24 protein-coding genes and 1 tRNA gene are annotated in these 22,949 nt (G+C 56.9%); 10 read left to right on the top strand and 15 right to left on the bottom strand.

What is annotated here, in order from left to right:
- Window positions 1–21 precede the first annotated feature (21 nt).
- The 4 genes from V6P94_RS21995 to V6P94_RS21980 all read right to left on the bottom strand — a co-directional run bounded on the left by V6P94_RS21995 (window position 22) and on the right by V6P94_RS21980 (window position 2,109).
- Window positions 22–95 (bottom strand) — tRNA-Gly (locus V6P94_RS21995).
- Window positions 96–201: 106 nt separating this feature from the next.
- Entirely contained in the window at window positions 202–1,059 is an 858-nt protein-coding gene (locus V6P94_RS21990; RefSeq protein WP_326397461.1) for an alpha/beta hydrolase, read from the bottom strand.
- Between the two features lie 84 nt (window positions 1,060–1,143).
- Entirely contained in the window at window positions 1,144–1,854 is a 711-nt protein-coding gene (locus V6P94_RS21985) for a pseudouridine synthase (protein WP_133077694.1), read from the bottom strand.
- A gap of 45 nt (window positions 1,855–1,899) precedes the next feature.
- Window positions 1,900–2,109, bottom strand: a complete 210-nt coding sequence (locus V6P94_RS21980; RefSeq protein WP_133077693.1) for a cysteine-rich CWC family protein — start codon at window positions 2,107–2,109, stop codon at window positions 1,900–1,902.
- Window positions 2,110–2,382: 273 nt separating this feature from the next.
- On the opposite strand from V6P94_RS21980, the gene V6P94_RS21975 reads away from it, so the two are divergent.
- The 3 genes from V6P94_RS21975 (at window position 2,383) to ung (ending at window position 4,084) form a co-directional block, all read left to right on the top strand.
- On the top strand, window positions 2,383–2,820 hold the full coding sequence (locus V6P94_RS21975) for a DUF3757 domain-containing protein (RefSeq protein ID WP_133077692.1): 438 nt from the start codon (window positions 2,383–2,385) through the stop codon (window positions 2,818–2,820).
- Between the two features lie 200 nt (window positions 2,821–3,020).
- Window positions 3,021–3,329 (top strand): hypothetical protein, encoded by a 309-nt coding sequence (locus V6P94_RS21970; protein ID WP_219262926.1) that lies wholly within the window; start codon window positions 3,021–3,023, stop codon window positions 3,327–3,329.
- Window positions 3,330–3,391: 62 nt separating this feature from the next.
- Window positions 3,392–4,084 (top strand): uracil-DNA glycosylase, encoded by a 693-nt coding sequence (gene ung / locus V6P94_RS21965; RefSeq protein ID WP_133077690.1) that lies wholly within the window; start codon window positions 3,392–3,394, stop codon window positions 4,082–4,084.
- Between the two features lie 44 nt (window positions 4,085–4,128).
- Here ung and V6P94_RS21960 read toward each other — a convergent pair whose 3' ends face one another.
- Genes V6P94_RS21960 through V6P94_RS21945 form a run of 4 tightly spaced genes read right to left on the bottom strand, consistent with a single transcriptional unit; the run spans window position 4,129 to window position 8,178 of the window.
- On the bottom strand, window positions 4,129–5,175 hold the full coding sequence (locus V6P94_RS21960; protein ID WP_326397464.1) for an AbrB family transcriptional regulator: 1,047 nt from the start codon (window positions 5,173–5,175) through the stop codon (window positions 4,129–4,131).
- A complete protein-coding gene (locus tag V6P94_RS21955; RefSeq protein WP_133077688.1) occupies window positions 5,168–6,682 on the bottom strand; it encodes a tripartite tricarboxylate transporter permease in 1,515 nt (504 codons plus the stop codon). The genes V6P94_RS21960 and V6P94_RS21955 overlap by 8 nt, the downstream gene beginning before the upstream one ends.
- 1 nt (window position 6,683) lies before the next feature.
- Window positions 6,684–7,142, bottom strand: coding sequence for a tripartite tricarboxylate transporter TctB family protein (locus V6P94_RS21950; protein WP_133077687.1), 459 nt, complete (start codon window positions 7,140–7,142; stop codon window positions 6,684–6,686).
- A 58-nt stretch (window positions 7,143–7,200) separates the two neighbouring features.
- Window positions 7,201–8,178 carry a tripartite tricarboxylate transporter substrate binding protein gene (locus V6P94_RS21945; RefSeq protein WP_133077686.1) on the bottom strand — a complete coding sequence of 326 codons (978 nt, stop codon included), beginning with the start codon at window positions 8,176–8,178 and terminating at the stop codon, window positions 7,201–7,203.
- Between the two features lie 423 nt (window positions 8,179–8,601).
- Here V6P94_RS21945 and V6P94_RS21940 point away from each other — a divergent pair, with 423 nt between their 5' ends.
- The gene (locus V6P94_RS21940) at window positions 8,602–9,273 is read left to right on the top strand and encodes a response regulator (RefSeq protein ID WP_133077685.1); all 672 of its coding nucleotides are present in this window, start codon (window positions 8,602–8,604) and stop codon (window positions 9,271–9,273) included.
- A complete protein-coding gene (locus tag V6P94_RS21935) occupies window positions 9,266–10,669 on the top strand; it encodes a sensor histidine kinase (protein ID WP_133077684.1) in 1,404 nt (467 codons plus the stop codon). The genes V6P94_RS21940 and V6P94_RS21935 overlap by 8 nt, the downstream gene beginning before the upstream one ends.
- A gap of 115 nt (window positions 10,670–10,784) precedes the next feature.
- Here the strand turns inward: V6P94_RS21935 and V6P94_RS21930 are convergent, their stop codons facing one another.
- Together V6P94_RS21930 and V6P94_RS21925 are read right to left on the bottom strand one after the other, a co-directional pair.
- Window positions 10,785–11,588 carry an HDOD domain-containing protein gene (locus V6P94_RS21930; RefSeq protein ID WP_133077683.1) on the bottom strand — a complete coding sequence of 268 codons (804 nt, stop codon included), beginning with the start codon at window positions 11,586–11,588 and terminating at the stop codon, window positions 10,785–10,787.
- Window positions 11,589–11,618: 30 nt separating this feature from the next.
- The gene (locus V6P94_RS21925; protein WP_133077682.1) at window positions 11,619–12,563 is read right to left on the bottom strand and encodes a folate-binding protein YgfZ; all 945 of its coding nucleotides are present in this window, start codon (window positions 12,561–12,563) and stop codon (window positions 11,619–11,621) included.
- Window positions 12,564–12,701: 138 nt separating this feature from the next.
- Between V6P94_RS21925 and V6P94_RS21920 the strand changes: the two genes are divergently transcribed.
- Window positions 12,702–12,956: a succinate dehydrogenase assembly factor 2 gene (locus V6P94_RS21920; protein ID WP_003440597.1), complete on the top strand. Its 255-nt coding sequence runs from the start codon at window positions 12,702–12,704 to the stop codon at window positions 12,954–12,956.
- Window positions 12,940–13,392, top strand: coding sequence for a protein YgfX (locus V6P94_RS21915; protein WP_326397465.1), 453 nt, complete (start codon window positions 12,940–12,942; stop codon window positions 13,390–13,392). Before V6P94_RS21920 ends, V6P94_RS21915 begins: the two co-directional genes overlap by 17 nt.
- A 10-nt stretch (window positions 13,393–13,402) precedes the next feature.
- On the opposite strand, the gene V6P94_RS21910 is transcribed toward V6P94_RS21915, so the two are convergent.
- Window positions 13,403–15,592, bottom strand: coding sequence for a lipase family protein (locus tag V6P94_RS21910; protein WP_338648688.1), 2,190 nt, complete (start codon window positions 15,590–15,592; stop codon window positions 13,403–13,405).
- Window positions 15,593–15,815: 223 nt separating this feature from the next.
- Between V6P94_RS21910 and tnpB the strand changes: the two genes are divergently transcribed.
- The gene (tnpB, locus tag V6P94_RS21905) at window positions 15,816–16,175 is read left to right on the top strand and encodes an IS66 family insertion sequence element accessory protein TnpB (protein WP_338648687.1); all 360 of its coding nucleotides are present in this window, start codon (window positions 15,816–15,818) and stop codon (window positions 16,173–16,175) included.
- 16 nt (window positions 16,176–16,191) lie between these two features.
- Window positions 16,192–17,736 carry an IS66 family transposase gene (gene tnpC, locus V6P94_RS21900; RefSeq protein WP_338648686.1) on the top strand — a complete coding sequence of 515 codons (1,545 nt, stop codon included), beginning with the start codon at window positions 16,192–16,194 and terminating at the stop codon, window positions 17,734–17,736.
- Window positions 17,737–18,136: 400 nt separating this feature from the next.
- Here the strand turns inward: tnpC and V6P94_RS21895 are convergent, their stop codons facing one another.
- The 4 genes from V6P94_RS21895 to nadB form a co-directional block, all read right to left on the bottom strand.
- Window positions 18,137–18,874, bottom strand: coding sequence for a hypothetical protein (locus V6P94_RS21895; RefSeq protein ID WP_338648685.1), 738 nt, complete (start codon window positions 18,872–18,874; stop codon window positions 18,137–18,139).
- Window positions 18,871–19,728, bottom strand: coding sequence for a DUF4123 domain-containing protein (locus V6P94_RS21890; protein WP_326397467.1), 858 nt, complete (start codon window positions 19,726–19,728; stop codon window positions 18,871–18,873). The genes V6P94_RS21895 and V6P94_RS21890 overlap by 4 nt, the downstream gene beginning before the upstream one ends.
- Window positions 19,725–19,946, bottom strand: a complete 222-nt coding sequence (locus tag V6P94_RS21885; protein WP_338648684.1) for a hypothetical protein — start codon at window positions 19,944–19,946, stop codon at window positions 19,725–19,727. Before V6P94_RS21885 ends, V6P94_RS21890 begins: the two co-directional genes overlap by 4 nt.
- A gap of 304 nt (window positions 19,947–20,250) precedes the next feature.
- Window positions 20,251–21,858, bottom strand: a complete 1,608-nt coding sequence (nadB, locus tag V6P94_RS21880; RefSeq protein ID WP_326397469.1) for an L-aspartate oxidase — start codon at window positions 21,856–21,858, stop codon at window positions 20,251–20,253.
- A gap of 508 nt (window positions 21,859–22,366) precedes the next feature.
- Between nadB and rpoE the strand changes: the two genes are divergently transcribed.
- Window positions 22,367–22,948 carry an RNA polymerase sigma factor RpoE gene (gene rpoE / locus V6P94_RS21875; RefSeq protein ID WP_048359852.1) on the top strand — a complete coding sequence of 194 codons (582 nt, stop codon included), beginning with the start codon at window positions 22,367–22,369 and terminating at the stop codon, window positions 22,946–22,948.
- Window position 22,949 lies beyond the last annotated feature (1 nt).

Below are 22,949 nucleotides of genomic sequence, written 5' to 3'. Positions count from 1 at the left end.
GGGGTGAAAGCCTTGAAGAAGTGGAGCGGGTGGCGGGAATCGAACCCGCGTGATCAGCTTGGGAAGCTGGAGTAATACCATTATACGACACCCGCTCAGAGCGGCTGACTTTGTACCAGATGTCAGCCTTGATGAGAAGTTTTATTCTTCAAATGCGTAATTTTGCAGTGTTTTTTCAATTTCCGGGTTACCTGGAACGCTTCACAGGGACTGTTGCCGGTGTTCACTTTGTGTAGGTTCTAAAAAATTGAGCAGCGCGGTTCTGCTGATGTGGCTGGCAGATTTGTGCTCCATGTCCAGAAAGTGCCCGGTGTTTTCCAGGCTGATGAACTGGCTGTTGGCGATGGGGTGCGCAAAGCGCCTGGCATCGTTGGCCACGGTGTACTCGTCCCATGCGCCGTTGATAAACAACACCGGAATATCAATGCCCCTGGCAGCATCGAGAAAGCATGGTTGGTCATTATTGAGGACGTGGTTGATATGAAAATGCATCTGCGCGTATTCATGGGCGGCCAGCGTGCTGACATGGCGGAAGTTGAAGCGCTTGAACAGGGGCGGCAAATGTTTGCCCAGCGTGTCGTTGACCAGGTTGCCGACCTGAGTGCGATTGCAGGCTGCCAGGCAATTGCGGCCACGTTCCAGGTAATCGCGCATGGCTTCGTTGATCAGCGGTGAAAAGGAACTGATCACCGCTTTTTCGATACGCCGTGGTGTGTTTGCCAACGCTGTGAGTGCTGCAGTCCCCCCCCACGAGAATGACAGCAGATAATTCGCGTCAAAGTGTTCTATCAGCTCAAGAAGCACCTGGGCTTCCAGCTCTTTTGTCAGCATCTTTTGATGAGGGTTGTGGGGTTTTGACTTGCCCGCGTACGGCTGGTCATACAGAACGACGTTCAGATGGGGGTGCAGGTTTTTCAGGGTCTGGCCAAACGAGGCGGTCGTGGCCATCGAGCCATTGACCAGAATAATGGTGTTTTCTGCGGTGTCGCAGCGATAGAACTCGGTGTGGATTCGATAGTGGCCTTGAATATCGAGCACAGCGATTTCGGGCTTTATCATGGCGTCAGACTCCGGTGAATCGAGCGTCGGTCTGACTGATGGTGCTCCGTGATTGTTACAGAAAGGGGTAGGACCCGTTGCTGGCTAACTCGCAGGTGCGGGTTGGAATTGAAGCACTTCCTGCTCGCTCAGCGCCCGGTACTCGCCGGGGGCCAGTTGGCTGTCGAGCACCAGTGGCCCGATGCTCTCACGGTGCAGGCGCATGACCTTGTTGTCGAAGAAGCCGAACATGCGTTTGACTTGATGGTAACGACCTTCAACGATACTCAGGCGCGCACTGAATGGGCCCAGCAGTTCCAGCCCGGCGGGCTGGGTGGTCAAGTCTTCGAAAGCGAAATAGACGCCCTCGCGAAATTTGCTGATGTAGGCATCGGTTATTTCCTGCTCGGTCTCGACGTAATACACCTTGGGCATCTTGGTCTGCGGCTGGGTGACATGGCGCGACCAGTGCCCGTCATTGGTGATCAGCAGTAGCCCGCTGGTATTGAAGTCCAGTCGACCGGCGATATGCAGGTCATGCTTGTCCGGCTCATTCAGCAAGTCGAGCACAGTGGGATGCTCCGCATCCCGGGTGGCGCTTACGCAACCTTGTGGCTTGTGCAGCATGAAGTACCGGGCAGGTTTTCCGGCCTGCAGGATGTTCTCATCCAGCTCGATACGGCTGAATGCATTGATTTCGTGGCGCGGATCGCTGATGACCTGCCCATCGACCTGGATGCGCTTCTCAATCATGAGCAAGCGAACCTGTTGGCGGTTGAACTGGGGCAGGTTGCTCAGAAAACGGTCTACACGCATAGCGATCAATCACAAGGAATACAGCCGAACATCTTACGTGAGGTGTTACGTTTGCGCTGGCTGCAATTGGCTCAGAACTTTCGCGCAGCGAGGACAGAGACACGTCAGATTGCGCTGTTCAACTGGCAAGGCACGGATGATTTCTGGGTCGATAGTCACGCCGTAGCACCAGCAGGGTTGGCCCAGGGTGTCAGGGTTGGCCTGGGTGCAGTCGTTACGGGCGCCACAGGCTGGGCAAAGGTCGGGCGTGGTCATTTCAGATGTCCGTTGTGGGGCAGGCGTTTACTCGAGCTATGGTAATCGCTGTTGGAGGTGTACGCAGGGTTCTGTTGCTCGAGTCGTTCAGGTGTGTACACCCGCTCATTGGCGAATAGTTAGTTGTTAAAGAACTTCACGCAACATTATCGGAAAGTAGCTACGTATAACGGCATTGTTAAATAGTCTTGGTTGATTACTCTTGAAGTTATCGGCAGGCAACGCCTGTTCGTAAATATCAACATTAAAATTCATCTTCTGGAGTGTCTGTTTATGAAGTCAGTTCATGTTTTTTTGTGCGCACTGTTTCTGTCGGCAAGTTCACTGGTAAGTGCGGCCGAAAGTTGTCCGAGTGTTGATAATGTGACCCTCAGGGAGGGCGTCTACACGGCGCCGAGCCACAGGGCCGGGGATGAATGGATCGCGGTCTCCAGTGCATTGTCACCTTCGCGGCTGACGTCATTTGAGGGCGCTGTTTTTTATCCGTTGAACAATCTGCAAGGCACTGCCGGTCGCATCGGATATTGTGAATATAAAGCTCAGGACCGCTCCCGGATCAACTTGTCGTATCGTCAAAGTACGGCGAATGAACATTCAATGCGTCTTGCCAATATTGACAGCTGGACAATGATTGAAAGCGGCGTGGGGCTGATAGTGTACGAGTGCACTGCCGCAAACGCTGGTGCCTGTGCTTTTTCGGTGCTCGACTGAGTGCTTGATTAACTGACGGCGGGTCGACCTGCGAGAGGTGCCAGGGATGGCACTCACCCTTGGTCGGATCTGCAGGTCTGACGCGTTTTATCAACGGCACTGAATATCATTTTTGCTGTCTTAACAGGTGTCAGACGCTGTTGCTGTTTGTCGCCCCCCAGCGTCGCTGGGGGTGCTCTTTCGCGGTCCAGGAGGCCGCCATGTATCGTCGCCTACTTTCTATCATTGCCATCAGCTTATCTGTGACAGCCTGCGTGCCTTACTACTCGGGCAGTTCCGGTTACTACCGCTCTGAGGTGTACTCGGCTCCGGTCACTTATTACGAAGGCGGTTACCGTCCTTACTATGTTTACCCGCGTGGCTACTACGCGCCAGCTCCACGCTACTATCAGGGGCCGCGTTACTACCCTGCACCACGGGGCTACTACCGCGAGCGAGGCTATCATCCTGGCCACGGGCCTGGTTATGGCAGGGGCCCCGATAATGGCGGAGGGTGGCGGGGCCGTTAGGGCAGTTGACAATGGGGGCGGGCTTTTCTAGTGTCCGCCCCATTGTTTTTCAGGATGTAGCCATGACGTCGGATGACCGTATAAAACTTGAACCTGTCTGGAAGCAGGCTTTGCGTGAGGAGTTCGATAAACCTTACATGGCCGGGCTGCGCGAATTCTTGCGCCAGGAGCATGCCGCCGGCAAAGAGATCTACCCGCCAGGTCCGCTTATTTTCAACGCCCTGAACCTGACGCCGCTGGACAAGATCAAGGTGGTGATTCTGGGGCAGGATCCTTACCACGGCCCGGGCCAGGCGCATGGCCTGTGTTTTTCAGTGCAGCCCGGTATCCCGACGCCGCCTTCGCTGGTCAATATCTATAAAGAGCTCAAACGTGACCTGAACATCGATATCGCCCCCCACGGCTGCCTGCAGCATTGGGCCGAGCAGGGTGTATTGCTGCTCAACACGACAATGACGGTGGAGCGCGCCAATGCGGCCTCCCATGCCAAAAAAGGCTGGGAACACTTCACTGACCGGATTATCCAGGTGGTGAGCGAGCAGCAGCCCAAGCTGGTTTTCCTGTTGTGGGGTGCCCATGCCCAGAGCAAGCAAAAACTCATTGATGCGACCAAGCATCTGGTGCTGACCTCGGTGCATCCTTCACCGTTGTCTGCCTATCGGGGTTTTATTGGTAACGGCCACTTCAGTCGGACCAACAAGTTCCTTGAGCAAAACGGCCTGTCCCCGATCGACTGGAAACTGCCGCCGGTTTAAGTGCATGGGAGGAGGCACACCCGCGACATCGGGTGTGCCCAGGATTACAGAGATGACCCGTTGTGGTCCTGGCGAACCCAGTATCGAAACAGGGGTTCGGCTAAAAACAGCACGAAGATCAGCCGCATGACCTGCAAGGCCGTGACCAGCGGGACTGACAGTTGCAGGGTTTCTGCCGTGAGGCTCATTTCTGCGATACCACCGGGCATCATGCCCAGGGTCATGGAGCGCAGATCGAGCTGGGTCAGGGTGCTCAAGCCCAGCGCACACAGGCTGGCGATCAGCATTGTCACCGCGGTGCCGAGCAAGGTTCGTCCGAGAAAGGACGGCGCCCGACGAAAGAACGCCCGGTTGAAGTGACAACCCAGCCCGCTGCCAATCAGCCACTGGCCCATCTGGCTGCTGCCGTCCGGCAGGCCAGTGTGCAAATCCCACAGGATACTGACGCTGGCGCTGACCAGCAGCGGCCCGAACAGCCACGGATTGGGCTGGCGCAAGCGTTGCCAGATCCAGGCCAGCAAAGCCCCTGCCGGAAACAGCAGCGCCAACCAGTAAAAATTGACAGGTGCGGGCTGCAAGGCGGGAGCGCCTTCGCCCATCAGGTATTTGAAGGCTGCCGGGACGCACAGTACAACGGTCAGCACCCGCAGGCTCTGGCCAGCAGCAACCCGGCTCAACACGGCGCCGTTGCGGGCGCCGAGGTTGACCATCTCACCCGAACCACCAGGCATGCTGGAGAAGAACGCCGTGGCGCGGTCCTCACCACTGCGGCGCATCAGCCACACACCGATGACGCTCGATACGCTGGTGAGCAGGGCGCCCGCCAGGATCAGCCAGAAGTGTGCCAGCACCTGCTCCATGACCACGGGCGTGAAGTGCAGGCCGATACCGATGCCCACAATCCACTGACCGCATTTACGTCCGCCAGGGATCTCGGCCAACTGCCAGGGTGTCAGGCAGCGCACCAGGATGATGGCCAGCAAGGAGCCGACCATCCACGGCAACGGCCAGCCGATCAGGCTGGCGAGGTAGCCACCGGCCAGACCGACCAGTGGCGTGCCCCACCAGTGCCTGAATCCTGAATCAAGCATCGGCCAAGGCGCGACGTTGAGCACTACGCTTGCGCCAGATGCGCAGCACAGGCAGCAGCAACATGATCGCCGTCAGTACCCAGACACCCAGGGTGATCGGGCTTGCCCACAGGATCTCCAGCGCACCGTTGGAAATCGACAACGCACGACGCAAGTTCTGCTCCATCAAACCACCCAGGATGAACCCCAGCAGTACCGGAGAGAGCGGGAAGTCGAGCTTGCGCAGGATGTAGCCGAAGATGCCGATACCGATCATCAGGAACAGATCGAACGTGGTGGCGTGCACGGCGTAGACACCGATTGCGGTAATGATTGCGATCACCGGCACCAGCGCCCAGTTTGGCACCGAGAGAATGCGGGTGAAGATGCGGATCATCGGGATATTGAGGATGACCAGCATGATGTTGGCGATAAACAACGACGCAATCAGGCCCCAGACGATATCGGGTTGCTGTTGGAACAGCAGCGGGCCCGGGGTGATGTTGTACAGCGACAGGGCGCCGATCATCACCGCCGTGGTGCCGGAACCCGGTACGCCGAGAGTCAGCATGGGCACCAGTGCGCCGCAGGCCGAAGCGCCGATTGCGGTTTCAGGTGCTGCCAGACCACGCATGTCGCCCTGGCCGAATTTTCCGCTAGCGCCTGCCAGACGTTTCTCGGTCATGTAGGCCACGGCGCTGGCCAGTGTTGCGCCTGCCCCCGGGAGTACGCCCATGATGAAGCCGAGCAAGCCGCAACGGATGTTCACGACAAATACAGCAGACGCTTCCTTGAAGTTGAACATCATGCGGCCCGTGGCCTTCACGGCTTCCTGGCCGCGGTGGGTTTTCTCCAGCAGCAACAGGATTTCGCTGATGGAAAACAGGCCCAGTACCAGCACGACAAACTGAATGCCGTCAGTCAGGTGGATGTTGTCGCCGGTGAACCGGTAAACACCGCTGTTGGCATCAATCCCGACTGTAGACAGAAACAGCCCGATAAGTGCAGCGATAAAGGTCTTGAGAGGGCGGTCCCCAGCCATGCCGCCCAGGCAAACGATGGCGAACACCATCAGCACGAAATATTCCGCCGGGCCGAAGGCAATCGCCCACTTGGCCAATAACGGGGCGAACAGCACCATTCCACAGGTGGCAATGAAGGCGCCGATGAACGAGCTCCACGCGGACAGCGACAGCGCCACCCCGGCCAGCCCCTTGCGGGCCATAGGGTAGCCGTCGAGGGTGGTCATCACGGTGGACGCTTCGCCCGGGATGTTCAGCAGGATTGAGCTGATACGGCCGCCGTATTCACAGCCCAGATAGACCGCGGCCAGCAGAATCAGGGCAGACTCCGGTGGCAGGCCCAGGGCAAATGCGATTGGAATCAGCAGTGCGACCCCGTTGATCGGCCCAAGCCCCGGCAACAGGCCGACCACCGTGCCGATCAGAGTCCCGCAAAGCGCGGTGACCAGGTTGTACGGGCTGAGTGCGACGCCAAAGCCCTGGCCCAAATAGCCAAAAGTATCCATATCAGTTCTCCAGAGCTTCGAGCAGGCCAAGCGGCAGTGGGACGTCCATCGCTTTATCGAACAGCAGATAAAGACCGACGCTTATCAGGCTGACGATCACGCAACTGGGTAGCCAGCGTCCGCCATACAGGCGTGCCATCGGGATACCGATCAGGATGCTGCTAAGGATAAAACCCAAGAGCTCGAACGTACCGGCGAAGATCAGCAGCAACACGGTGCACAGCGCGATCTTGGTCAGGGTTTCGCGGTCCAGCTGCGGGTCGTCTTCACTGTGGACGACGGGCGTGGGGCGAAAAATCATGTAGACAAGCCCCAGTCCCATCAGGCCGAGCATCAGCAGCGGGAAGGCCCGCGGGCCAACGGGTTCATAGGAAAACTGCGCCTGATAGGGCCAGGCCATCAGCGCCAGTGCGGCACACGCGAGCAGCAGCACTGAGGCAAAAATGCGTTGGAAGAGCATGGTTCACTCCTGAACCGGGCCTGCGAAGGATCGTGGCCCGGTTACCGGTCAGTAAGGCTTACTGAATGAGGCCAAATTCCTGGGCCAGGACTTTGTAGTCAGCCACCTGCTTTTTGACGTAGGTGTCCAGCTCCGGGCCGGTCATGGCAAACGGGAACAGCTCTCGCTGATCGCGCAGGGTGTTGAACTCTTCGGAGACCAGCAGCTTGTCGAAAGCCGCTTTCCACCAGGCGTAATCCTCGTCGCTGACCTTCGGCCCCAGGTAGAAGCCGCGCACCACGGGCCAGACAATGTCATAGCCCTGCTCTTTGGCGGTCGGAATGTCCTTCATCTCCGGCTCGTCCAGGCGTTCGTTGGCGAACACCGCCAGCAGGCGCATGTCGCCGCTCTGGATATGCGGCATGGAGTCGGAAATGTCCGTGCTGCCGACCTGGATATGGCCGCCCAGCAACGCTGTGGCGATTTCACCACCACCTTCCAGTGCCACATAACGCAGGTCGCGGGGGTTGATCCCGGCAGCCTTGGCAATCAGTGCCGTTTGCATCCAGTCCTGGCTGCCCACCGTGCCGCCCGAACCAATCACCACTTTGCTCGGATCTTTCTTCAGTGCTTGAACCAGATCGTCGAGATTTTTGTAGGGCGAGTCGTTTTTCACCGCAATCGCTCCGTAGCTGGTGCCGACAGCAGCCAGCCAGCGCACGGCACCTTCATCGAAACGACCGAATTTGCCCTGCGCCAGGTTGAGCAATGAGCCGCTGGACCAGGCGACCAGGGTGCCACCATCGGCCGGGCGCTGGGCGACCACGGCGTTATAGGCAACGGCGCCCACGCCACCGGGCATGTAGGTCACGCGCATCGGCTTGCTGAGCAGCTTTTCGTTCACCAGTGCGCTTTGCGCCAGTTTGCAGGTGAGGTCGAAGCCACCGCCGGGGGAGGCCGGGGCAATGCATTCAGGACGTTTTGGCTCGGCCATGAGCTGGCCGGTGAACAGCATGCAGCCGGCAGCGAGTGCCAGGGTGCGCAGGGGAAGTTTCATATCGTCTCCTCAGGAGCTTTTGTTTTTATAGGGCATTTTTTGTTGCTTGGAATCGTTGGCGCAGAGCCGTGCTCCACCCGCGTTACGTAGAACGTGCAGACGGCAGACAGCCACTCGCAGGGGCCGCGAGGGGAGTATCGGACACGCAAGAAATACAGAAGCGAGGGGTCTTGGACTGATAAGTCAGCATGGGGTGCTCCGTTATTGTTCTTATTGACGAAAACGCTTCAAGGCGTTTTTCGGGCCGTTGTGCTGTGCATAACGGCAACAGAGATTCCTGTCAGTCTCGCGATGCTAGCTCGTCAACCTTTCGCTAACCTTTCAGTAGACATTCCCTGTTTTTGGGCTTCACAGCACTCCTGTCGTCTGTACACTCCGCGCACAAAAGGCTGCGGCCCGGACAAAAAAATTGAGGTAAACACGATGCGTGTGCTTTTGGTCGAAGATCAGCTACAGCTGGCCGAGAGTGTTGCCCAGGCCTTGAAAGGCACTGGCCTGACCGTGGATGTACTGCACGATGGCGTGGCGGCCGACCTGGCCTTGAGCAGCGAAGAATATGCAGTGGCGATCCTAGATGTGGGATTGCCTCGCATGAATGGTTTTGAAGTGCTGGCGCGTTTGCGTGCCCGTGGCAAAACCTTGCCGGTGTTGATGCTGACGGCGCGCAGCGACGTAAAGGACCGGGTTCATGGGCTCAACCTTGGGGCCGATGATTACCTGGCCAAGCCTTTTGAGCTGACCGAGCTGGAGGCGCGGGTCAAAGCGCTGTTGCGCCGTAGCGTGTTGGGCGGCGAACGCCAGCAGCAATGCGGGTCCCTGGTGTACGACCTGGGCACCCGACGCTTTTCCCTGGGTGATGAGCTGCTGACCCTGACCTCTCGCGAGCAAGCCGTGCTCGAAGCGCTGATTGCACGGCCGGGAAGGGTCATGAGCAAGGAGCAGCTGGCGGCTCAAGTGTTTGGCCTGGACGAGGAAGCGAGTCCTGACGCCATCGAAATCTATATTCACCGCTTGCGCAAGAAGCTCGACGGCCAGGCGGTGGCGATTGTGACCTTCAGGGGCCTGGGGTACTTGCTGGAAAGCCGCGATGTTTAAACTCGACAGCTTGCGCTGGAGCCTGCTCTGGCACCTCACGCTGTTGCTGGTTGTCTTGATGCTGGCTAGTGGGCTGAGCGCCTATTTCAATGGTCGTGAGGCCGCCGACACGGCGTACGACCGAACCTTGCTGGCCTCGGCCCGAACCATTTCTGCAGGCCTTTCGCAACGTGATGGCACCCTGAGCGCAGATGTTCCCTACGTTGCCCTTGATACGTTTGCCTACGACAGTGCGGGCCGAATCTATTATCAGGTCAACGATATCCATCAGCACCTGATTTCAGGTTATGAAAACCTGCCTGCTCCGCCACCGGGCACGCCGCGTACCGATGATTACCCGGCGTTGGCGCGTTTCTATAACGGCACCTACCTGGGGCAGAACGTGCGGGTCGTGAGTTTGCTCAAGGCCGTCACCGAACCCAGCATGAATGGCATGGCGGAAATCCGCGTCGCCGAAACCGATGAGGCCCGGGTGGCCATGGCGCGCAGCTTGATGGCGGATACCTTGCTGCGTTTGGGCATGCTGGGGCTGGGGGCGTTGTTGGTCGTGTGGTTTGCCGTCAGTGCCGCTTTACGCCCGCTGGAGCGTTTGCGCACAGCCGTTGAGGAGCGTGAGATGGATGACTTGCGACCCTTGCCGCTGGTCTCGGTACAGCGAGAGTTGCGGCCATTGGTTCAGGCGCTCAATCACTTTACCGAGCGCTTGCGCAGTCAATTCAAGCGTCAGGCGCAGTTTATTGCAGATGCCGCCCATGAGCTGCGTACACCCCTGGCGGTGCTCAAGGCCCAGCTTGAGCTGGGTTTGCGCGCCAATGATCCGTCGACCTGGCGCAATACGCTCGAGCAGGCGACCCAGGGCACTGACCGCCTGACCCACATGGCCAATCAGCTACTGTCGCTGGCGCGTATTGAAAATGGCGCCCGCGCCATCGCCGAAGGGGGGGCGCAGTTGCTCGACCTCAGCCAGTTGGCCCGCGAGCTGGGGATGGCAATGGCACCGCTGGCCCATGCCCGGGGTTTTGCGCTGGCGCTTGAGGCCGACCAGCCGGTGTGGTTGTACGGTGAGCCCACGTTGCTGCATGAACTGCTGAGCAATCTGGTGGACAACGCCATGGCCCACTCGCCATCGGGTAGCAATATTATTTTGCGAGTCAATTCGCCCGCGATACTGGAAGTCGAAGATGACGGTCCGGGGATTCCTCTTGAAGACCGCGAACGGGTTTTTGAACGCTTCTATCGACGCAATTCACACGTGGCGGGGTCGGGGTTGGGCCTGGCGATTGTGGGCGATATCTGTCGCGCTCACCTGGCACACATCAGCCTGCATGACGGTGCCCAGGGCGGGTTGAAAGTGCGGGTCAGTTTCGTGCCGGCCAATGGCGGGCGGGTGCAGTAGCAGGCGTGTTTTGTGTGGGAGCCGGTTTGCCTGCGATCCAGGCGACCCGGTTTGACTGAAAGACTGCGCTGATGCCATCGCGAGCAAGCCCGCTCCCACAAAGCCAGCTGCTGGCCTAGATAAACATTCCGCGTGCGTCATTGAGCTGCTGTTCAAATTTTGCATCGCCTGCATCCAGCCCCAGGTGCTTGAAGGCGGGCAGGGCGTTCAGCTTGTCGATGTCCTGTTGCATGAACACGGTCGCGATTTGAACAAGGTCGATGTAGTCGATGTTTTTGGATTCGCGAGAAAAGTCCTGATACTGGCCCGGAACCTTTAACAGCATTTCCGGGAACTCCCACCCCGCCAGCAATTTGTCGCCAATCAGCGGGTGAATGCTTTCAATGACGTGATTGAGTGAAATCGGGTCGGAGAGCAGTTCGTTGTTCTCTTCGGCGTAGGTCAGGATGGGCAGCACGCCGATTTGATGCACCAGGCCACCCAGTGCCGCCTGGTCGGGCTTGAGCGAGGTATGGCGGCGGCACAGGGTGTAGCAAATCCCTGCCACCTCCAGGCTTTGACGCCATACATCGCGCATTTTTTGCTCAACGACTTCCGAGCGGGCATGGAAGATTTGCTCCATGACCAGCCCGATCGCCAGATTGCTGCTGTAGTTGACTCCCAGGCGCGTGATCGCGGTGTGCAGGTCAGTGACCTCCCGGGTGGCACGCAGCATCGGGCTGTTGACCACTTTGATCAGGCGTGCGGACAGCGCGGTGTCGCGACCGATGACCTTGCTCAAGTGGCTGACGCTGATTTCAGGGTTTTCAGCTGCCTTGCGGATGTTCAACGCCACTTCAGGCAGCGTTGGTAAAACCAGATCATCTCTATCAATGGCCTTGATCAAGTCCATTTGGACTCTGCGCGCCAGCATGCTCATTTCTCTAGGGGGTATTTCGATGTGTGGCAATCAACGCTGGATCTCACGATCACGGTCCAGTTGATACGGCAGCTCAAGCAGCGAAAGGCCAGGGCCTTGCAAGTCGCCCACGTGAATATCCCCCGCTTGCGCGGCATCGGAGGTCAGGACGGCCAGCAACTCGATCCCGTTCTCTGCTTTGGCCCCAAGCACCACTTCGCCTACGGAGCTGGTGTGGGTAGGGGAGAACAGAGGGGTGCCGGGCGCCGGGACATCATGACCCGCCTCCAGCGACAAACGGTAAAGATGGCGTTTGAGCTTGCCCAGGTATTGCATGCGGGCGACGATTTCCTGGCCGGTATAGCAACCTTTTTTGAAGCTGACACCGCCCACGGCTTGCAGGTTGATCATCTGCGGAATAAACAGTTCGCGGGTCTGGGGCATGACCTGGCCAATGCCTGCGCGTACCTGGCCCAGCAACCATTCATTGAGATCGGCCTCAACCAGTTGCGTTTTCAAGTGCTGGACCAGGCTTTCGGTCTGCTCCACAGGAGCCCATAGCTCAGCACGGTCTTCGGAGGCGCGAATGGCGATCAAATCGCTGGCACGAGCAACGCTGTCGGTTTCGGCAGGCAGGTTCAGGCCCAGGCTTTGCAGTACCGCGTCCGCCTGGTACAGGCCAAAGCGAACCCAGTTGGCGCTGTCGTCGGTCAATTTGGATTTGGAAAACACCGCGTATTTTTTCAGGTCTGCCAACTGGGGTTCAACCAGCTCGCGAGCCATCGCCAGCAGACAGCCGTTGTCCTGCAGCACGATGCGAAAACTGGACTGCATGCGGCCTTTTTGCGTGCAGCGGGCCCCCAGGCTCGAGCGGGTTTCACTCAGGTAGTTGAGGTTGCAGGTCAACTGGCCTTGCAGAAACTTGCTGGCGTCGTTGCCGATCACAGCAAGAATGCCTTCGTGGTTCAGAGTGCAGAAAAAAGCAGAGTCGGCCATGGGTCATCGCAGGTAAAAAATGTCTGGGACACATCATAGAGGTGTGCCCTGCAAATGGGTAGTTCCAGGGGCCGACCAAAGCCGACTGTTCTATGACGGATCGGCCTGTATACTTGCGCTCTATTTGAGGAGCGCTCCATGGTCGAAGATGTTGAACTCAATCGTCTCTACTGGCACAGCCGTCGCGGCATGCTTGAACTGGACGTGCTGCTGGTGCCTTTCGTCAAGGAGGTGTATGCCACCCTTAACGACGTGGACCGCGAATGCTATCGCAAGCTGCTGGAATGTGAAGACCAGGACATGTTTGGCTGGTTCATGGAGCGCGCCGAGTCTGAAGACCCTGAGCTGCAGCGCATGGTTCGCATGATTCTGGATCGTGTCCAGCCCAAGTAATTATTTTGAATGCCGCTGGCATGCCTGCGGGCAATTGCTGGCGGCTTATCTTGCAGCCCAGGCCCTGGCGCTGATCTCAATCTGCCTTCTTTCAATACCTGTCTGGGCACGTGTGCTTGGCGCTTTGTTGTGCCTGGCCCATGGGGTTTGGGCGCTGCCACGGCATATTCGACTGACCCACGCCAGTGCCGTAACCCGATTGCGCCATGATGCCGATGGCTGGCAGTTATGGAGTCGTGACAAGGGCTGGCAGGCCGTGCAGTTGCGCCGTGACAGCCTGGCGCTGCCCTGGGTCGTGATCGTGCGCTTTCGTGTACGCGATGAGTGGCGGGTGCGGGCGGTGTGCATCCCGGCAGATGCGCTGGCGCCGGATCAGCACCGACGCTTGCGCGTGCGACTGAAGTTCAGTCGGCGTAGGTGGCTGGCACCCGAATAGTGCCCAGGGCCTAGAACAGTGAATCAATACTGACGGTAAAGGGCGTACCAATGACGCGTCCGTGGAGCAAGCCCAACCGTTCATGATTGGCGTCTGCGGTGGGGGCCATGGCCAGTTGTTCCGGGACCTTGTTTTCCGGATGAGCATCCCAGCGCAACAGGCACTCTGACAGCAGGTCGGGCTGTGTTGAAAACGCGCCGTAAACACGGGCCTCGTTGATTGTGCTTTGCTGCAGGCGTTTCAAGCGCTCGAAGGTCATGTGTACCTTGTCGATCTCACGATTGAGCGCATCGATGGTCAGTTCGATGGCCCGGTTGTAGGGGGTAGGAGAGTCGCTGAGCATGCGGCGCTTGGAGCGCAGTTGTTCCGTGATTGTTGCCAGAGCAATTCTGATGTGCTCGAACTCATCATAGGTCACCAGAGAGCGCTTGAGTTTCAGGGCTTCTTGCCAACGCCGCAGGGCAGCCCAGCAACCGGGGATATAGCCGCCGACCATTGAATGGTTGTCCGCGTCAAAAATCTGGGAAATGAACCCCGACCTTTCAGGTAGCCCATTGTTCTGATGAATGGCCAGAGTACAGGCCGCATGCTCGGTAATGGTGTCGCAGCCGGGTTCCCACATAATCGAGGACATTTTGTTTGCGCCGAACGCTACCGGCATAAAGTGTTGCAAGGTGCCGTGATGCTCGTAAGGCTCGCCGGTCAAGTTGGCAATGCCCGCGACAAAGCCTGCGATGCCCAGAGGCGCGTTAAAGAAAGTGAGTGCCGCTCCCGGGAGGTACACCCTGGGCTTGGTGTTCATCCAGGGTGCCGGCACGCTGGGTACCGGGTCGTTATGGTTGACCATGCGGTAATGCACCAGATCGGCAGCGCTTTTTACAAAAGTGCTGTCTGCTGCTCTTGGGGCGCCGTAGGTGTACAGCACGATGTCAACTTCATATTCTTTCTGGCGCCGCAGCATCTCCGAGAGCAGTAAGGAAATTGCCCCACCCAGGCTATGGCCGCAAATGATCAGCTTCTGTCCGGTATGGAACTTGTCGAGGTACTTGATCGAAAGCTCATAGACTTTCAGCGCAGCGTCATAGAACCCACGGTGGACCTTGCCCAGGCCTTCTTTTCCAAAAGGGGTTTGGAAAGCATCGGCGTCTCGAAGCGCATCTGCGAGTAATTCACTGGTACCACGCACAGAAATCAGCACCAACTCGTCGTTATGGGTGATAAAGGCTTGGGTGTCGGTATCATTTTTCTGGCCGCGGTCATCCAGAAAATGAATCTTGGCAGGGGTTTCTTGCTCCTCACCTAAATCCGGGCTATTAGCCGGGTACAGGTCGGGGTCGAAGGGTGCGATTTCAAGGCGCTTTGAATACGGAACGTCTTCGTATAACGGGTAGTAGGCACTGGTTTGCCCAGGGTCTACTTTCCAAATTTCATCAAACCTGGCCAGAGCGTCGCCAAACCAGTTACCCATGCTCGGCTGTACAGGGAAACTTACAGTCTTCTCTCTGATGGGCGGCTTCTCAGGCTGCTGACCAAACGGGTTGTAGCTCAAGGTAGCCATAAGGGCGAGCTGATACAGATTCAGCGCACAGAACTGCGAGTCGGTGGAGAGCATCGGGCGCAGGGCCCGTAAAGGGCGCACTTCCAGTACGTTATGTTTATTTGGAAGTAGGCGGACGCCTTGTTTGCCATGCTCGCGCATCAGCTTGGCCCAGTGTTTATTGGGCGGATAGTGAGCTTCAACCTCGGGCGGTAAATGTGCGACGTGTTTAACCAGATGGCGAACTTCAACTTGGCAGAAAAAATCTGCACTGGCTTGGGCGGGGTTACTTTGAGTGCGTGAGCCGTCGTTATGAAAGTAACGGGTTTGTTCGGCACGAACTTGCAGCTCTGTTATGGGGAGAGGGTAGTGGTCCCGTTGTATTAAGTCCTTATAGGGTAGGGCCTTGTCGGTATAATTCTGTGCAAGAGTTATGGAAATTGGGCCAGAAAAATGGTTGTCTACTTTTCCTGCACCTGAGCGGTCCAAGGTGCCTTTATATAATTGGCCTTCTGAATCAATAACGCTGTAGTTCAGCCCCGCATAAGACAGTCCCTCACCTAATTCATCAACAAACTTGAAGCTGGTCCAATTTCCTTGGGCAGGGCAGGCGAACATGCGACTGTTCAGAGGGTGTTTCACCTCTTCATCAAAAGTGGTCATTTTTTAGTTTCCTTATTCAGTGCAGCCAGGATAAATAGTGCAGCTACGCCCGTCAGGCATCAAAAAGCTGCTGAAGTCCTTATGATTTCCATCACAGTAACCTCGCTGATCTTCGAGGCCTTCCCCAATACAGCGTTTCGTATCCGCTCCACGAACCCCACATTCCAAGCGGATAGCTGACGGCTGATGCTGTGCTCCCTATTTCCAGCAGGAGCCAATCACCATGATGCGTCCCAATGCCAGCGTTGAAAAAGTGTACCTCTATCCAAAGCCGGTAGACTTTCGAAAGTCCATCGATGGCCTGGCTGCGCTGGTCGAACTGGATATCAAGGTCGCGGTGTTTGACCCCGTGCTCTTTGTTTTCCTGAATCGCCACCGTAACCGCGTCAAAGTGTTGTACTGGGAGCGCAACGGCTTCTGCCTTTGGCTCAAGCGTCTGGAGTCCGAGCGTTTTAAAATCTCACCTGATGAGGTGGACGAGGCTATCGTGCTGACCGTTCAGGAACTGAACTGGCTATTGGATGGATTTGATCTCTGGTGCAACCGTCCTCACAAGGTTTTAACGCCAAGATTCGTCGCTTAACAGGTATAATCCGGGCATGAATTTGATGCCCGAAGACCTCCCTGATGACCCTATTCTGCTCAAGCAAATGTTGCTTGAGGCACTCAGCCGTCAGCAGGTAACGGCTGAGGCATACCAGACTCATATCGTCGATCTAAAAGAGCAGATCAAGTTGCTGCGCGACCGTTTATTCGGGCGTAAATCCGAGCAGACCGTTGAACCCAACACCCCACAACTCGCGTTATTCAACGAGCCCGAAAGCGAGCCGATGCCTTCAATCGGCGACGCTGACGAAGAAGTGGTTGCTCCGACCCCTCCTCGTGGCAAACGCAAGCCACTGTCAGCTGATCTACCGCGCATCGAAGTCATCCACGAACTGCCCGAGCACGAACTGGCCTGTGCCTGCGGTTGCCGCAAGCACGTGATCAGCGAAGAAATCAGCGAACAGCTGGATATCGTGCCGATGCAGATCCGTGTCATCAAACATATCCGCAAGGTTTACGGTTGCCGTGGCTGCGAAGCGGCACCGGTCACCGCCGACAAGCCGGCTCAACTGATCGAAAAGAGCATGGCCAGTCCAAGCGTTCTGGCCATGCTGCTGACCACGAAGTACGTCGATGGCTTACCCCTGCATCGTTTCGAAACGGTTCTGAGCCGGCATGGTATCGATATCCCGCGTCAGACTCTCGCTCGCTGGGTTATCCAGTGCGGCGAGCACTTACAACCGTTGCTGAATTTGATGCGCGACCGGTTGCTGGAAAGCCCGGTCATCCACTGCGATGAAACCCGTGTTCAGGTACTGAAAGAACCGGATCGAGACCCTACCAGCCAATCCTGGATGTGGGTGCAGGCCAGCGGGCCGCCAGACCGAAAAGTCGTGCTGTTCGACTACACCTCCAGCCGTGCGCAGGACGTGCCGTTGCGTCTGCTGGAAAGTTATCGTGGTTACGTGATGACCGACGATTACGCGGGATATAACGCGTTGGCGTTGCAGCCGGGTGTGGAGCGGCTGGCGTGTATGGCCCATGCGCGGCGCAAGTTCGTTGACGCGCAAAAAATGCAACCCAAAGGCAAGACAGGTCGCGCCGATATTGCACTGACGATGATTAACAAGTTGTACGGCATCGAGCGTGAACTCAAGGATGCCAGTGATGAGCAGCGTTTTATTGTCCGTCAGGAAAAGAGCCTGCCGATCCTGGCCCAGTTGAAAGGCTGGCTGGAAAAAACGCAGCCTCAGGTCACCCCTCAAAGTGTTCTGGGCAAGGCAGTTAACTACCTGGCCAGCAACTGGAGCCGGCTGGAACGCTACGTGGAAGCCGGTTTTTTACCTATCGACAACAATGCGGCCGAAAGGGCGATAAAACCGTTCGTTATCGGTCGTAAGGCGTGGCTGTTCAGCGACACGCCCAAAGGCGCTACCGCCAGTGCTCAGATATACAGCCTGGTGGAGACCGCCAAGGTCAACGGCCAAGAGCCCTATACGTGGCTGCGCCACGTACTGGAGCAGTTACCACATGCGCAGTCGGTGGCGGACTATGAAGCACTGCTGCCGTGGAACTGTTCGCCAGAGATACGACGTTAAGCCTGACCCTATCGTGGGTGATTGGATCGTATGCTATCGAGCCCCTTCGATATCCTTTGCTGTACCGCCAAATCCACCATGCACGTAATAGATTCGGGACGTTTTTTGGGCCTCGAAAGCCCTGTAAAACAGAAAATCCTACCCCCGGTACAAAAATAGTCCTACCCCCGGTACAGGTCAAAAATGGCTCACATGAGCACAGATAGGGCGTATTTCTGGATTTCCGTGGCATTTGAATGGCATTTAAACGCCACAGAAATGGGGCCCATCTTTTGTACCAGCTGAAATACCTGGCCTTGGCATTTTTGTGCCACTGAAATAACCAAACTTTGACATTTTCGTGCCACTAAAATAGCCAAACATTGGCATTCTTATGTCAGCAAAATGGTAAGCGAGCTATTTATGTGCCACAGGTAGAGAAATATGAGGCGCCGCGTCTGGGACAGGTGGTGACTTTGAATGTGGGGTTCATGGAGCGCTTACAGCGTTTCCAGCCATTGGGGACCTTGAACCATGTATCTCCCCAGCCGGGTTTTTCCTCTTTGTCCAACGTGATCTTCAGCTTCACAGTTTTCCCCGGTAGTTGATCCAGGGTGTAAGCCCCTACGGGTCGTCCTTTAGTCACCAAACCTTTATCGTCAATTTTTTTGCAGTCGAGGAGTTTTCTTATATATCGCTTGGGGCCTACTGTCCGAAACAACCATTGGCAATGACCCTTTATGGTGCTTTCTCCATTAGTATCAAAAGTTCCTTTGTATTGAATTTTCAGTTCCTCCCTGATAACGACTGCGGTTGTATCTCCGCTGAAGTTTCCATAGTCAGCTCCATAAGTGGCATTGATTTCCAGGTCAATTTTATAGATGGCCAGTCGGCAGCCTTTGACTGTGCGGTAAATCGGTATTTTAGATTCTGGTTTGTATGCTGTTCGCCACTCTCTGTTGAAACCGAGGTATGGATTGTCATCAAGGGTGACGGTACAAGTTTCTCCCTTGGCGGGCGCGTACTTGGCCACTGCGTAATAAGCAAAACTTGGAGGCAGATCAGCCGTAAAAATAAAACTGTCTGACTTGTCAGCAAAACATCCAGTCGTTGACAGTGCGCAGGTCCCCAGGAACAGCGCTTTAATCATTGCTTTCATAAAGGGCCATCGCCTTGCCAAAACTGCACTTCCTGAAAAACTCGCTGGAAATGAGCATCAGGACTTTCACCAGGGCGCGCCTCCCAGCGCTGTGCAAGTGGGTCAGTGGTAGTCTTTAAACGCTGAACGAGCAAAAACTCCAACTGCTCAGACGCCTGCCAACCCCAGGTGTTGGCCTGGGCCAATAGAGTACTGAGCCATAGTTCCGGGTCTTGTTGTTCGGCAATTCGGGCATAGGCTTCAAGATGCCTGGCCAGCAGGTAACGGTGGGCATTGGCCTCGCGCGTGCTAGCGCGCTGATCGGCCTCCATGGGAAAGTCATTCCAGACAGGGCTTTCAGGAACTGGATGGTTACCCGGTGCCGGGTTGCCGAGTGTTTCCCAGTGCTCCCCTTGCCAGTAGCAGACGCTGATAGCGGGCCCTAAATACCCCGCAACCGTTGCAGTGGTTAAGTGCTGCAGTGCGCGGGCCAGCACCCGGTTGTCATGGAAACGATAAATCCCTCGATGGGGCCGGACGCCGAAAATCATGCGGTCGCGCCAATGTTTGACCAGCGCCTGTAGCCCTGCCTCAGGTGCAACACTGGCAAGCCAGCCCCAGTTCCTTTCAGGCGCTTTGAGCAACTCGCTCAAGTGCTTGTCTTCAGGGTTGTCGATAAGAAACAGAAAAGGCCCATTGTCTGCCATATCGGCAGCCGACGTTTCGCGGTAAATGCTGCAATACAGCTCAGGTGCCCTGTTGTTCAACAGGCCGTTACGGGCGGTGAGTTCGTCCAGTGAGTCCAGAATCAAACATACAGAGCGCCCGAGGTGGCGTTGCTCGGCCATCCATTGTTGCGCCGCAATCTGGGTCATGCTGCGGCTCCTTCAATCAGGCAAACACCTTTTTTGCTGGAGAGGCCCTTTTCAAGGACTTGAGGTTGCAGGCTTTCGATATTCAGATCAGCACGTTCGGTGACCCGTTCCAGATCAAAACAAGAGGGCGCGCTAAAGGATTTTTGGTGGGTGAAGGAAGGGTGCTTGAAGACGCTTGCGGTCAGGTTGAAACGGGTTTGAGGGCGTGGGTTGAACATCCAGTGTTCCTTTTTCAGTCATATGGCGCGGACCACAGGCACTGAGCAGGCGAACGATTGGCCCGTAGTGCGCGTGGAAAGCTAAAACCGAAAAAGCTAGCAATGTTTAGATGTTAAATATGTAGGACGTATCCTAGTTCTTGCCGGAACTGTCGCTAATTCAGGATGCTGCTTGAGAGGGCGTTGCCAGACTGGTTGCGCTCTGGCGCGCTTGTCCTGGCTGCAGGTGGGACTGTTGTTCACCGTGAAAAAAAACGCAGCAACGCTGTCTCGAGCGGTGCCGCGTTCTCGTACCTGACGTGCCTCACCGGGTCGGGGTCAGGATCGTATCCTTCGCCTGCGCCAGCATCTCTGGATAGTCCAGGGTGTAATGCAGGCCGCGTGATTCTTTACGCTCCATGGCGCTGCAGATCATCAATTCGGCGACTTGTGCCAGGTTGCGCAGTTCGATCAGGTCGCGGCTGACTTTGTAGTTGCTGTAGAACTCGTCAATTTCGTCCAGCAGCAGGCGCACCCGGTGTTGGGCGCGTTGCAGGCGCTTGTTGGTGCGCACGATGCCTACGTAGTCCCACATGAAGCGCCGCAGTTCATCCCAGTTGTGGGCGATGATCACATCTTCGTCAGAGTCGGTAACCTGGCTTGCATCCCAGCTTGGCAGGGCTGCGGGCGCAGCGATTTCAGGGAGTTGGGCGAGAATGTCGGCCGCCGCCGACTTGGCGTATACAAAGCACTCCAGCAGTGAGTTGCTGGCCATTCGGTTGGCGCCGTGCAGACCGGTGAAACTGGTTTCGCCAATGGCGTACAAGCCTGGTACGTCCGTGTGGCCATGTTCGTCGACCATCACTCCGCCGCAGGTGTAATGCGCCGCAGGCACCACCGGGATGGCCTGTTTGGTGATGTCGATGCCGAATGTCAGGCAGCGCTCATAGACAGTCGGGAAGTGGGCCTTGATAAATGCTTCGGGCTCATGGCTGATGTCCAGGTACACGCAGTCGATGCCAAGGCGCTTCATTTCATGGTCGATGGCGCGTGCGACGACATCCCGTGGAGCCAGTTCACCCCGGGAGTCGAAGCGCTGCATGAACCGCTCGCCGTTGGGCAGCTTCAAGTGTGCGCCTTCGCCCCGCAGCGCTTCGGTGATCAGAAAGCTTTTGGCCTGCGGGTGATACAGGCAGGTAGGGTGGAACTGGTTGAACTCCAGGTTTGCCACGCGGCACCCCGAGCGCCAGGCCATGGCGATGCCGTCACCGCAGGCGCCGTCCGGGTTGCTGGTGTACAGATACACCTTGGCCGCGCCACCCGTGGCCAGAATCGTGAAGCGCGAGCCAAAGGTGTCGACCTCGCCCGTGGCGCGATCCAGTACATAGGCCCCCAGGCAGCGATCGCCTTCCAGGCCCAGTCGACGCTCGGTAATCAGATCAACGGCGACGCGCTGTTCGAGCAGTTCGATATTGGGTCGCTGGCGCGCCTGTTCGAGCAACGTCTTGAAAATGGCGGCACCCGTGGCATCCGCCGCATGGATGATGCGCCGGTGGCTGTGGCCGCCTTCACGGGTGAGGTGAAACTCAAAGCCGGGCTGCTCGGGGTCGACGGTGTCATCACGGGTGAAGGGGACGCCTTGATCGATCAGCCACTGGATGGCTTCGCGGCTGTGCTCGACGGTAAAGCGCACAGCGTCTTCATGACATAACCCGCCGCCAGCATTGAGGGTGTCTTCGACGTGAGACTGCACCGTGTCGGTGTCATCCAGTACTGCGGCTACGCCGCCCTGTGCCCAGAACGTCGAACCATTGGCCAGATCGCCTTTGCTGAGGACCGCAATACGCATATGGCTGGGTAGCGTGAGCGCAAGGCTCAAGCCGGCAGCGCCGCTGCCAATCACCAGCACATCATGTTGAAAATGTTGGCTCATTCTTCTGACATCCGCAAAAAAGCGCCCACTAGTATATAGAGGGGGGGATCGGCACAATGGCCGGGCCTTTATGGCATTGTGAAATTACAGCGGGCGCAAAGTGTGCCTCAGACTCGATGGGTCTGCATGTTGATTTGCACAAAAAATCTGCAAGGGGGATCAGGGCTGGGGGTAACGCCAGGTCTGTTGCGCTGATGTGGTGCCATCGGTGGCGTACGAAGATATTGAACTTTTCGTACGGTCCGGGGTTCCATTAAGGGCTGCCCTTGATGCAGGGGTACGGCGTCCAGATTGATGCGGGGTCTGTGTTTCGACCTGACAGCGGAATGTGACGACAAGATTATTGACGCAGCCGGCCAGGCCCGAGCTGCGTTTTCGTGTGTGCCAAATCCGAGCACGCAGGAAACTTGCCAGGGGGGAGAGAACTTTTGTGTAAAGCCCGAGTCTATGTTTGCAAGCCTGATCATTTAGCAAAGCAATCTTCCTCCCGGTCTTATGAGGAGTATTCATGCTAGCCCAGGAAGAGGATCAGCAGCTGGTCGAGCGCGTACAGCGTGGCGATAAGCGCGCATTCGATCTGCTCGTGTTGAAGTATCAGCACAAAATTCTCGGGTTGATCGTGCGTTTTGTGCACGACACCCATGAAGCCCAGGACGTAGCCCAGGAAGCCTTTATCAAGGCTTACCGGGCACTCGGTAATTTTCGCGGTGACAGCGCCTTTTATACATGGCTGTATCGCATCGCCATCAATACGGCGAAAAATTACCTGGTGTCACGGGGGCGACGTCCGCCGGATAGTGATGTGAGCTCGGAAGATGCCGAGTTTTACGATGGTGATCATGGTCTCAAGGATCTCGAGTCGCCGGAGCGCGCTTTGCTCCGTGACGAGATCGAAAGCACCGTTCATCGCACTATTCAGTTACTGCCAGAAGATTTGCGTACGGCGTTAACTTTACGTGAATTTGATGGTCTGAGTTATGAGGACATTGCGAGCGTCATGCAGTGTCCGGTGGGTACCGTGCGCTCCCGGATTTTCCGCGCTCGGGAAGCCATTGATAAAGCCCTGCAGCCGTTGTTGCAGGAAAACTGAG

It is taken from the genome of Pseudomonas sp. ML2-2023-3 (genome assembly GCF_037055275.1).
In the GTDB taxonomy this organism is placed as follows: Bacteria; Pseudomonadota; Gammaproteobacteria; order Pseudomonadales; family Pseudomonadaceae; genus Aquipseudomonas.
The sequence above is the reverse complement of the archived record's forward strand: the minus strand, read 5'-3'. Positions and strand labels throughout refer to the sequence as shown.

What these genes read in the sequence shown, in the direction of transcription:
- V6P94_RS21990 (WP_326397461.1), bottom strand. Translation starts at nt 1,059, where the DNA reads ATGATAAAGCCCGAAATCGCTGTGCTCGATATTCAAGGCCACTATCGA.
- V6P94_RS21985 (WP_133077694.1), bottom strand. Translation starts at nt 1,854, where the DNA reads ATGCGTGTAGACCGTTTTCTGAGCAACCTGCCCCAGTTCAACCGCCAA.
- V6P94_RS21980 (WP_133077693.1), bottom strand. Translation starts at nt 2,109, where the DNA reads ATGACCACGCCCGACCTTTGCCCAGCCTGTGGCGCCCGTAACGACTGC.
- V6P94_RS21975 (WP_133077692.1), top strand. Translation starts at nt 2,383, where the DNA reads ATGAAGTCAGTTCATGTTTTTTTGTGCGCACTGTTTCTGTCGGCAAGT.
- V6P94_RS21970 (WP_219262926.1), top strand. Translation starts at nt 3,021, where the DNA reads ATGTATCGTCGCCTACTTTCTATCATTGCCATCAGCTTATCTGTGACA.
- ung (WP_133077690.1), top strand. Translation starts at nt 3,392, where the DNA reads ATGACGTCGGATGACCGTATAAAACTTGAACCTGTCTGGAAGCAGGCT.
- V6P94_RS21960 (WP_326397464.1), bottom strand. Translation starts at nt 5,175, where the DNA reads ATGCTTGATTCAGGATTCAGGCACTGGTGGGGCACGCCACTGGTCGGT.
- V6P94_RS21955 (WP_133077688.1), bottom strand. Translation starts at nt 6,682, where the DNA reads ATGGATACTTTTGGCTATTTGGGCCAGGGCTTTGGCGTCGCACTCAGC.
- V6P94_RS21950 (WP_133077687.1), bottom strand. Translation starts at nt 7,142, where the DNA reads ATGCTCTTCCAACGCATTTTTGCCTCAGTGCTGCTGCTCGCGTGTGCC.
- V6P94_RS21945 (WP_133077686.1), bottom strand. Translation starts at nt 8,178, where the DNA reads ATGAAACTTCCCCTGCGCACCCTGGCACTCGCTGCCGGCTGCATGCTG.
- V6P94_RS21940 (WP_133077685.1), top strand. Translation starts at nt 8,602, where the DNA reads ATGCGTGTGCTTTTGGTCGAAGATCAGCTACAGCTGGCCGAGAGTGTT.
- V6P94_RS21935 (WP_133077684.1), top strand. Translation starts at nt 9,266, where the DNA reads ATGTTTAAACTCGACAGCTTGCGCTGGAGCCTGCTCTGGCACCTCACG.
- V6P94_RS21930 (WP_133077683.1), bottom strand. Translation starts at nt 11,588, where the DNA reads ATGAGCATGCTGGCGCGCAGAGTCCAAATGGACTTGATCAAGGCCATT.
- V6P94_RS21925 (WP_133077682.1), bottom strand. Translation starts at nt 12,563, where the DNA reads ATGGCCGACTCTGCTTTTTTCTGCACTCTGAACCACGAAGGCATTCTT.
- V6P94_RS21920 (WP_003440597.1), top strand. Translation starts at nt 12,702, where the DNA reads ATGGTCGAAGATGTTGAACTCAATCGTCTCTACTGGCACAGCCGTCGC.
- V6P94_RS21910 (WP_338648688.1), bottom strand. Translation starts at nt 15,592, where the DNA reads ATGACCACTTTTGATGAAGAGGTGAAACACCCTCTGAACAGTCGCATG.
- tnpB (WP_338648687.1), top strand. Translation starts at nt 15,816, where the DNA reads ATGATGCGTCCCAATGCCAGCGTTGAAAAAGTGTACCTCTATCCAAAG.
- tnpC (WP_338648686.1), top strand. Translation starts at nt 16,192, where the DNA reads ATGAATTTGATGCCCGAAGACCTCCCTGATGACCCTATTCTGCTCAAG.
- V6P94_RS21895 (WP_338648685.1), bottom strand. Translation starts at nt 18,874, where the DNA reads ATGAAAGCAATGATTAAAGCGCTGTTCCTGGGGACCTGCGCACTGTCA.
- V6P94_RS21890 (WP_326397467.1), bottom strand. Translation starts at nt 19,728, where the DNA reads ATGACCCAGATTGCGGCGCAACAATGGATGGCCGAGCAACGCCACCTC.
- V6P94_RS21885 (WP_338648684.1), bottom strand. Translation starts at nt 19,946, where the DNA reads ATGTTCAACCCACGCCCTCAAACCCGTTTCAACCTGACCGCAAGCGTC.
- nadB (WP_326397469.1), bottom strand. Translation starts at nt 21,858, where the DNA reads ATGAGCCAACATTTTCAACATGATGTGCTGGTGATTGGCAGCGGCGCT.
- rpoE (WP_048359852.1), top strand. Translation starts at nt 22,367, where the DNA reads ATGCTAGCCCAGGAAGAGGATCAGCAGCTGGTCGAGCGCGTACAGCGT.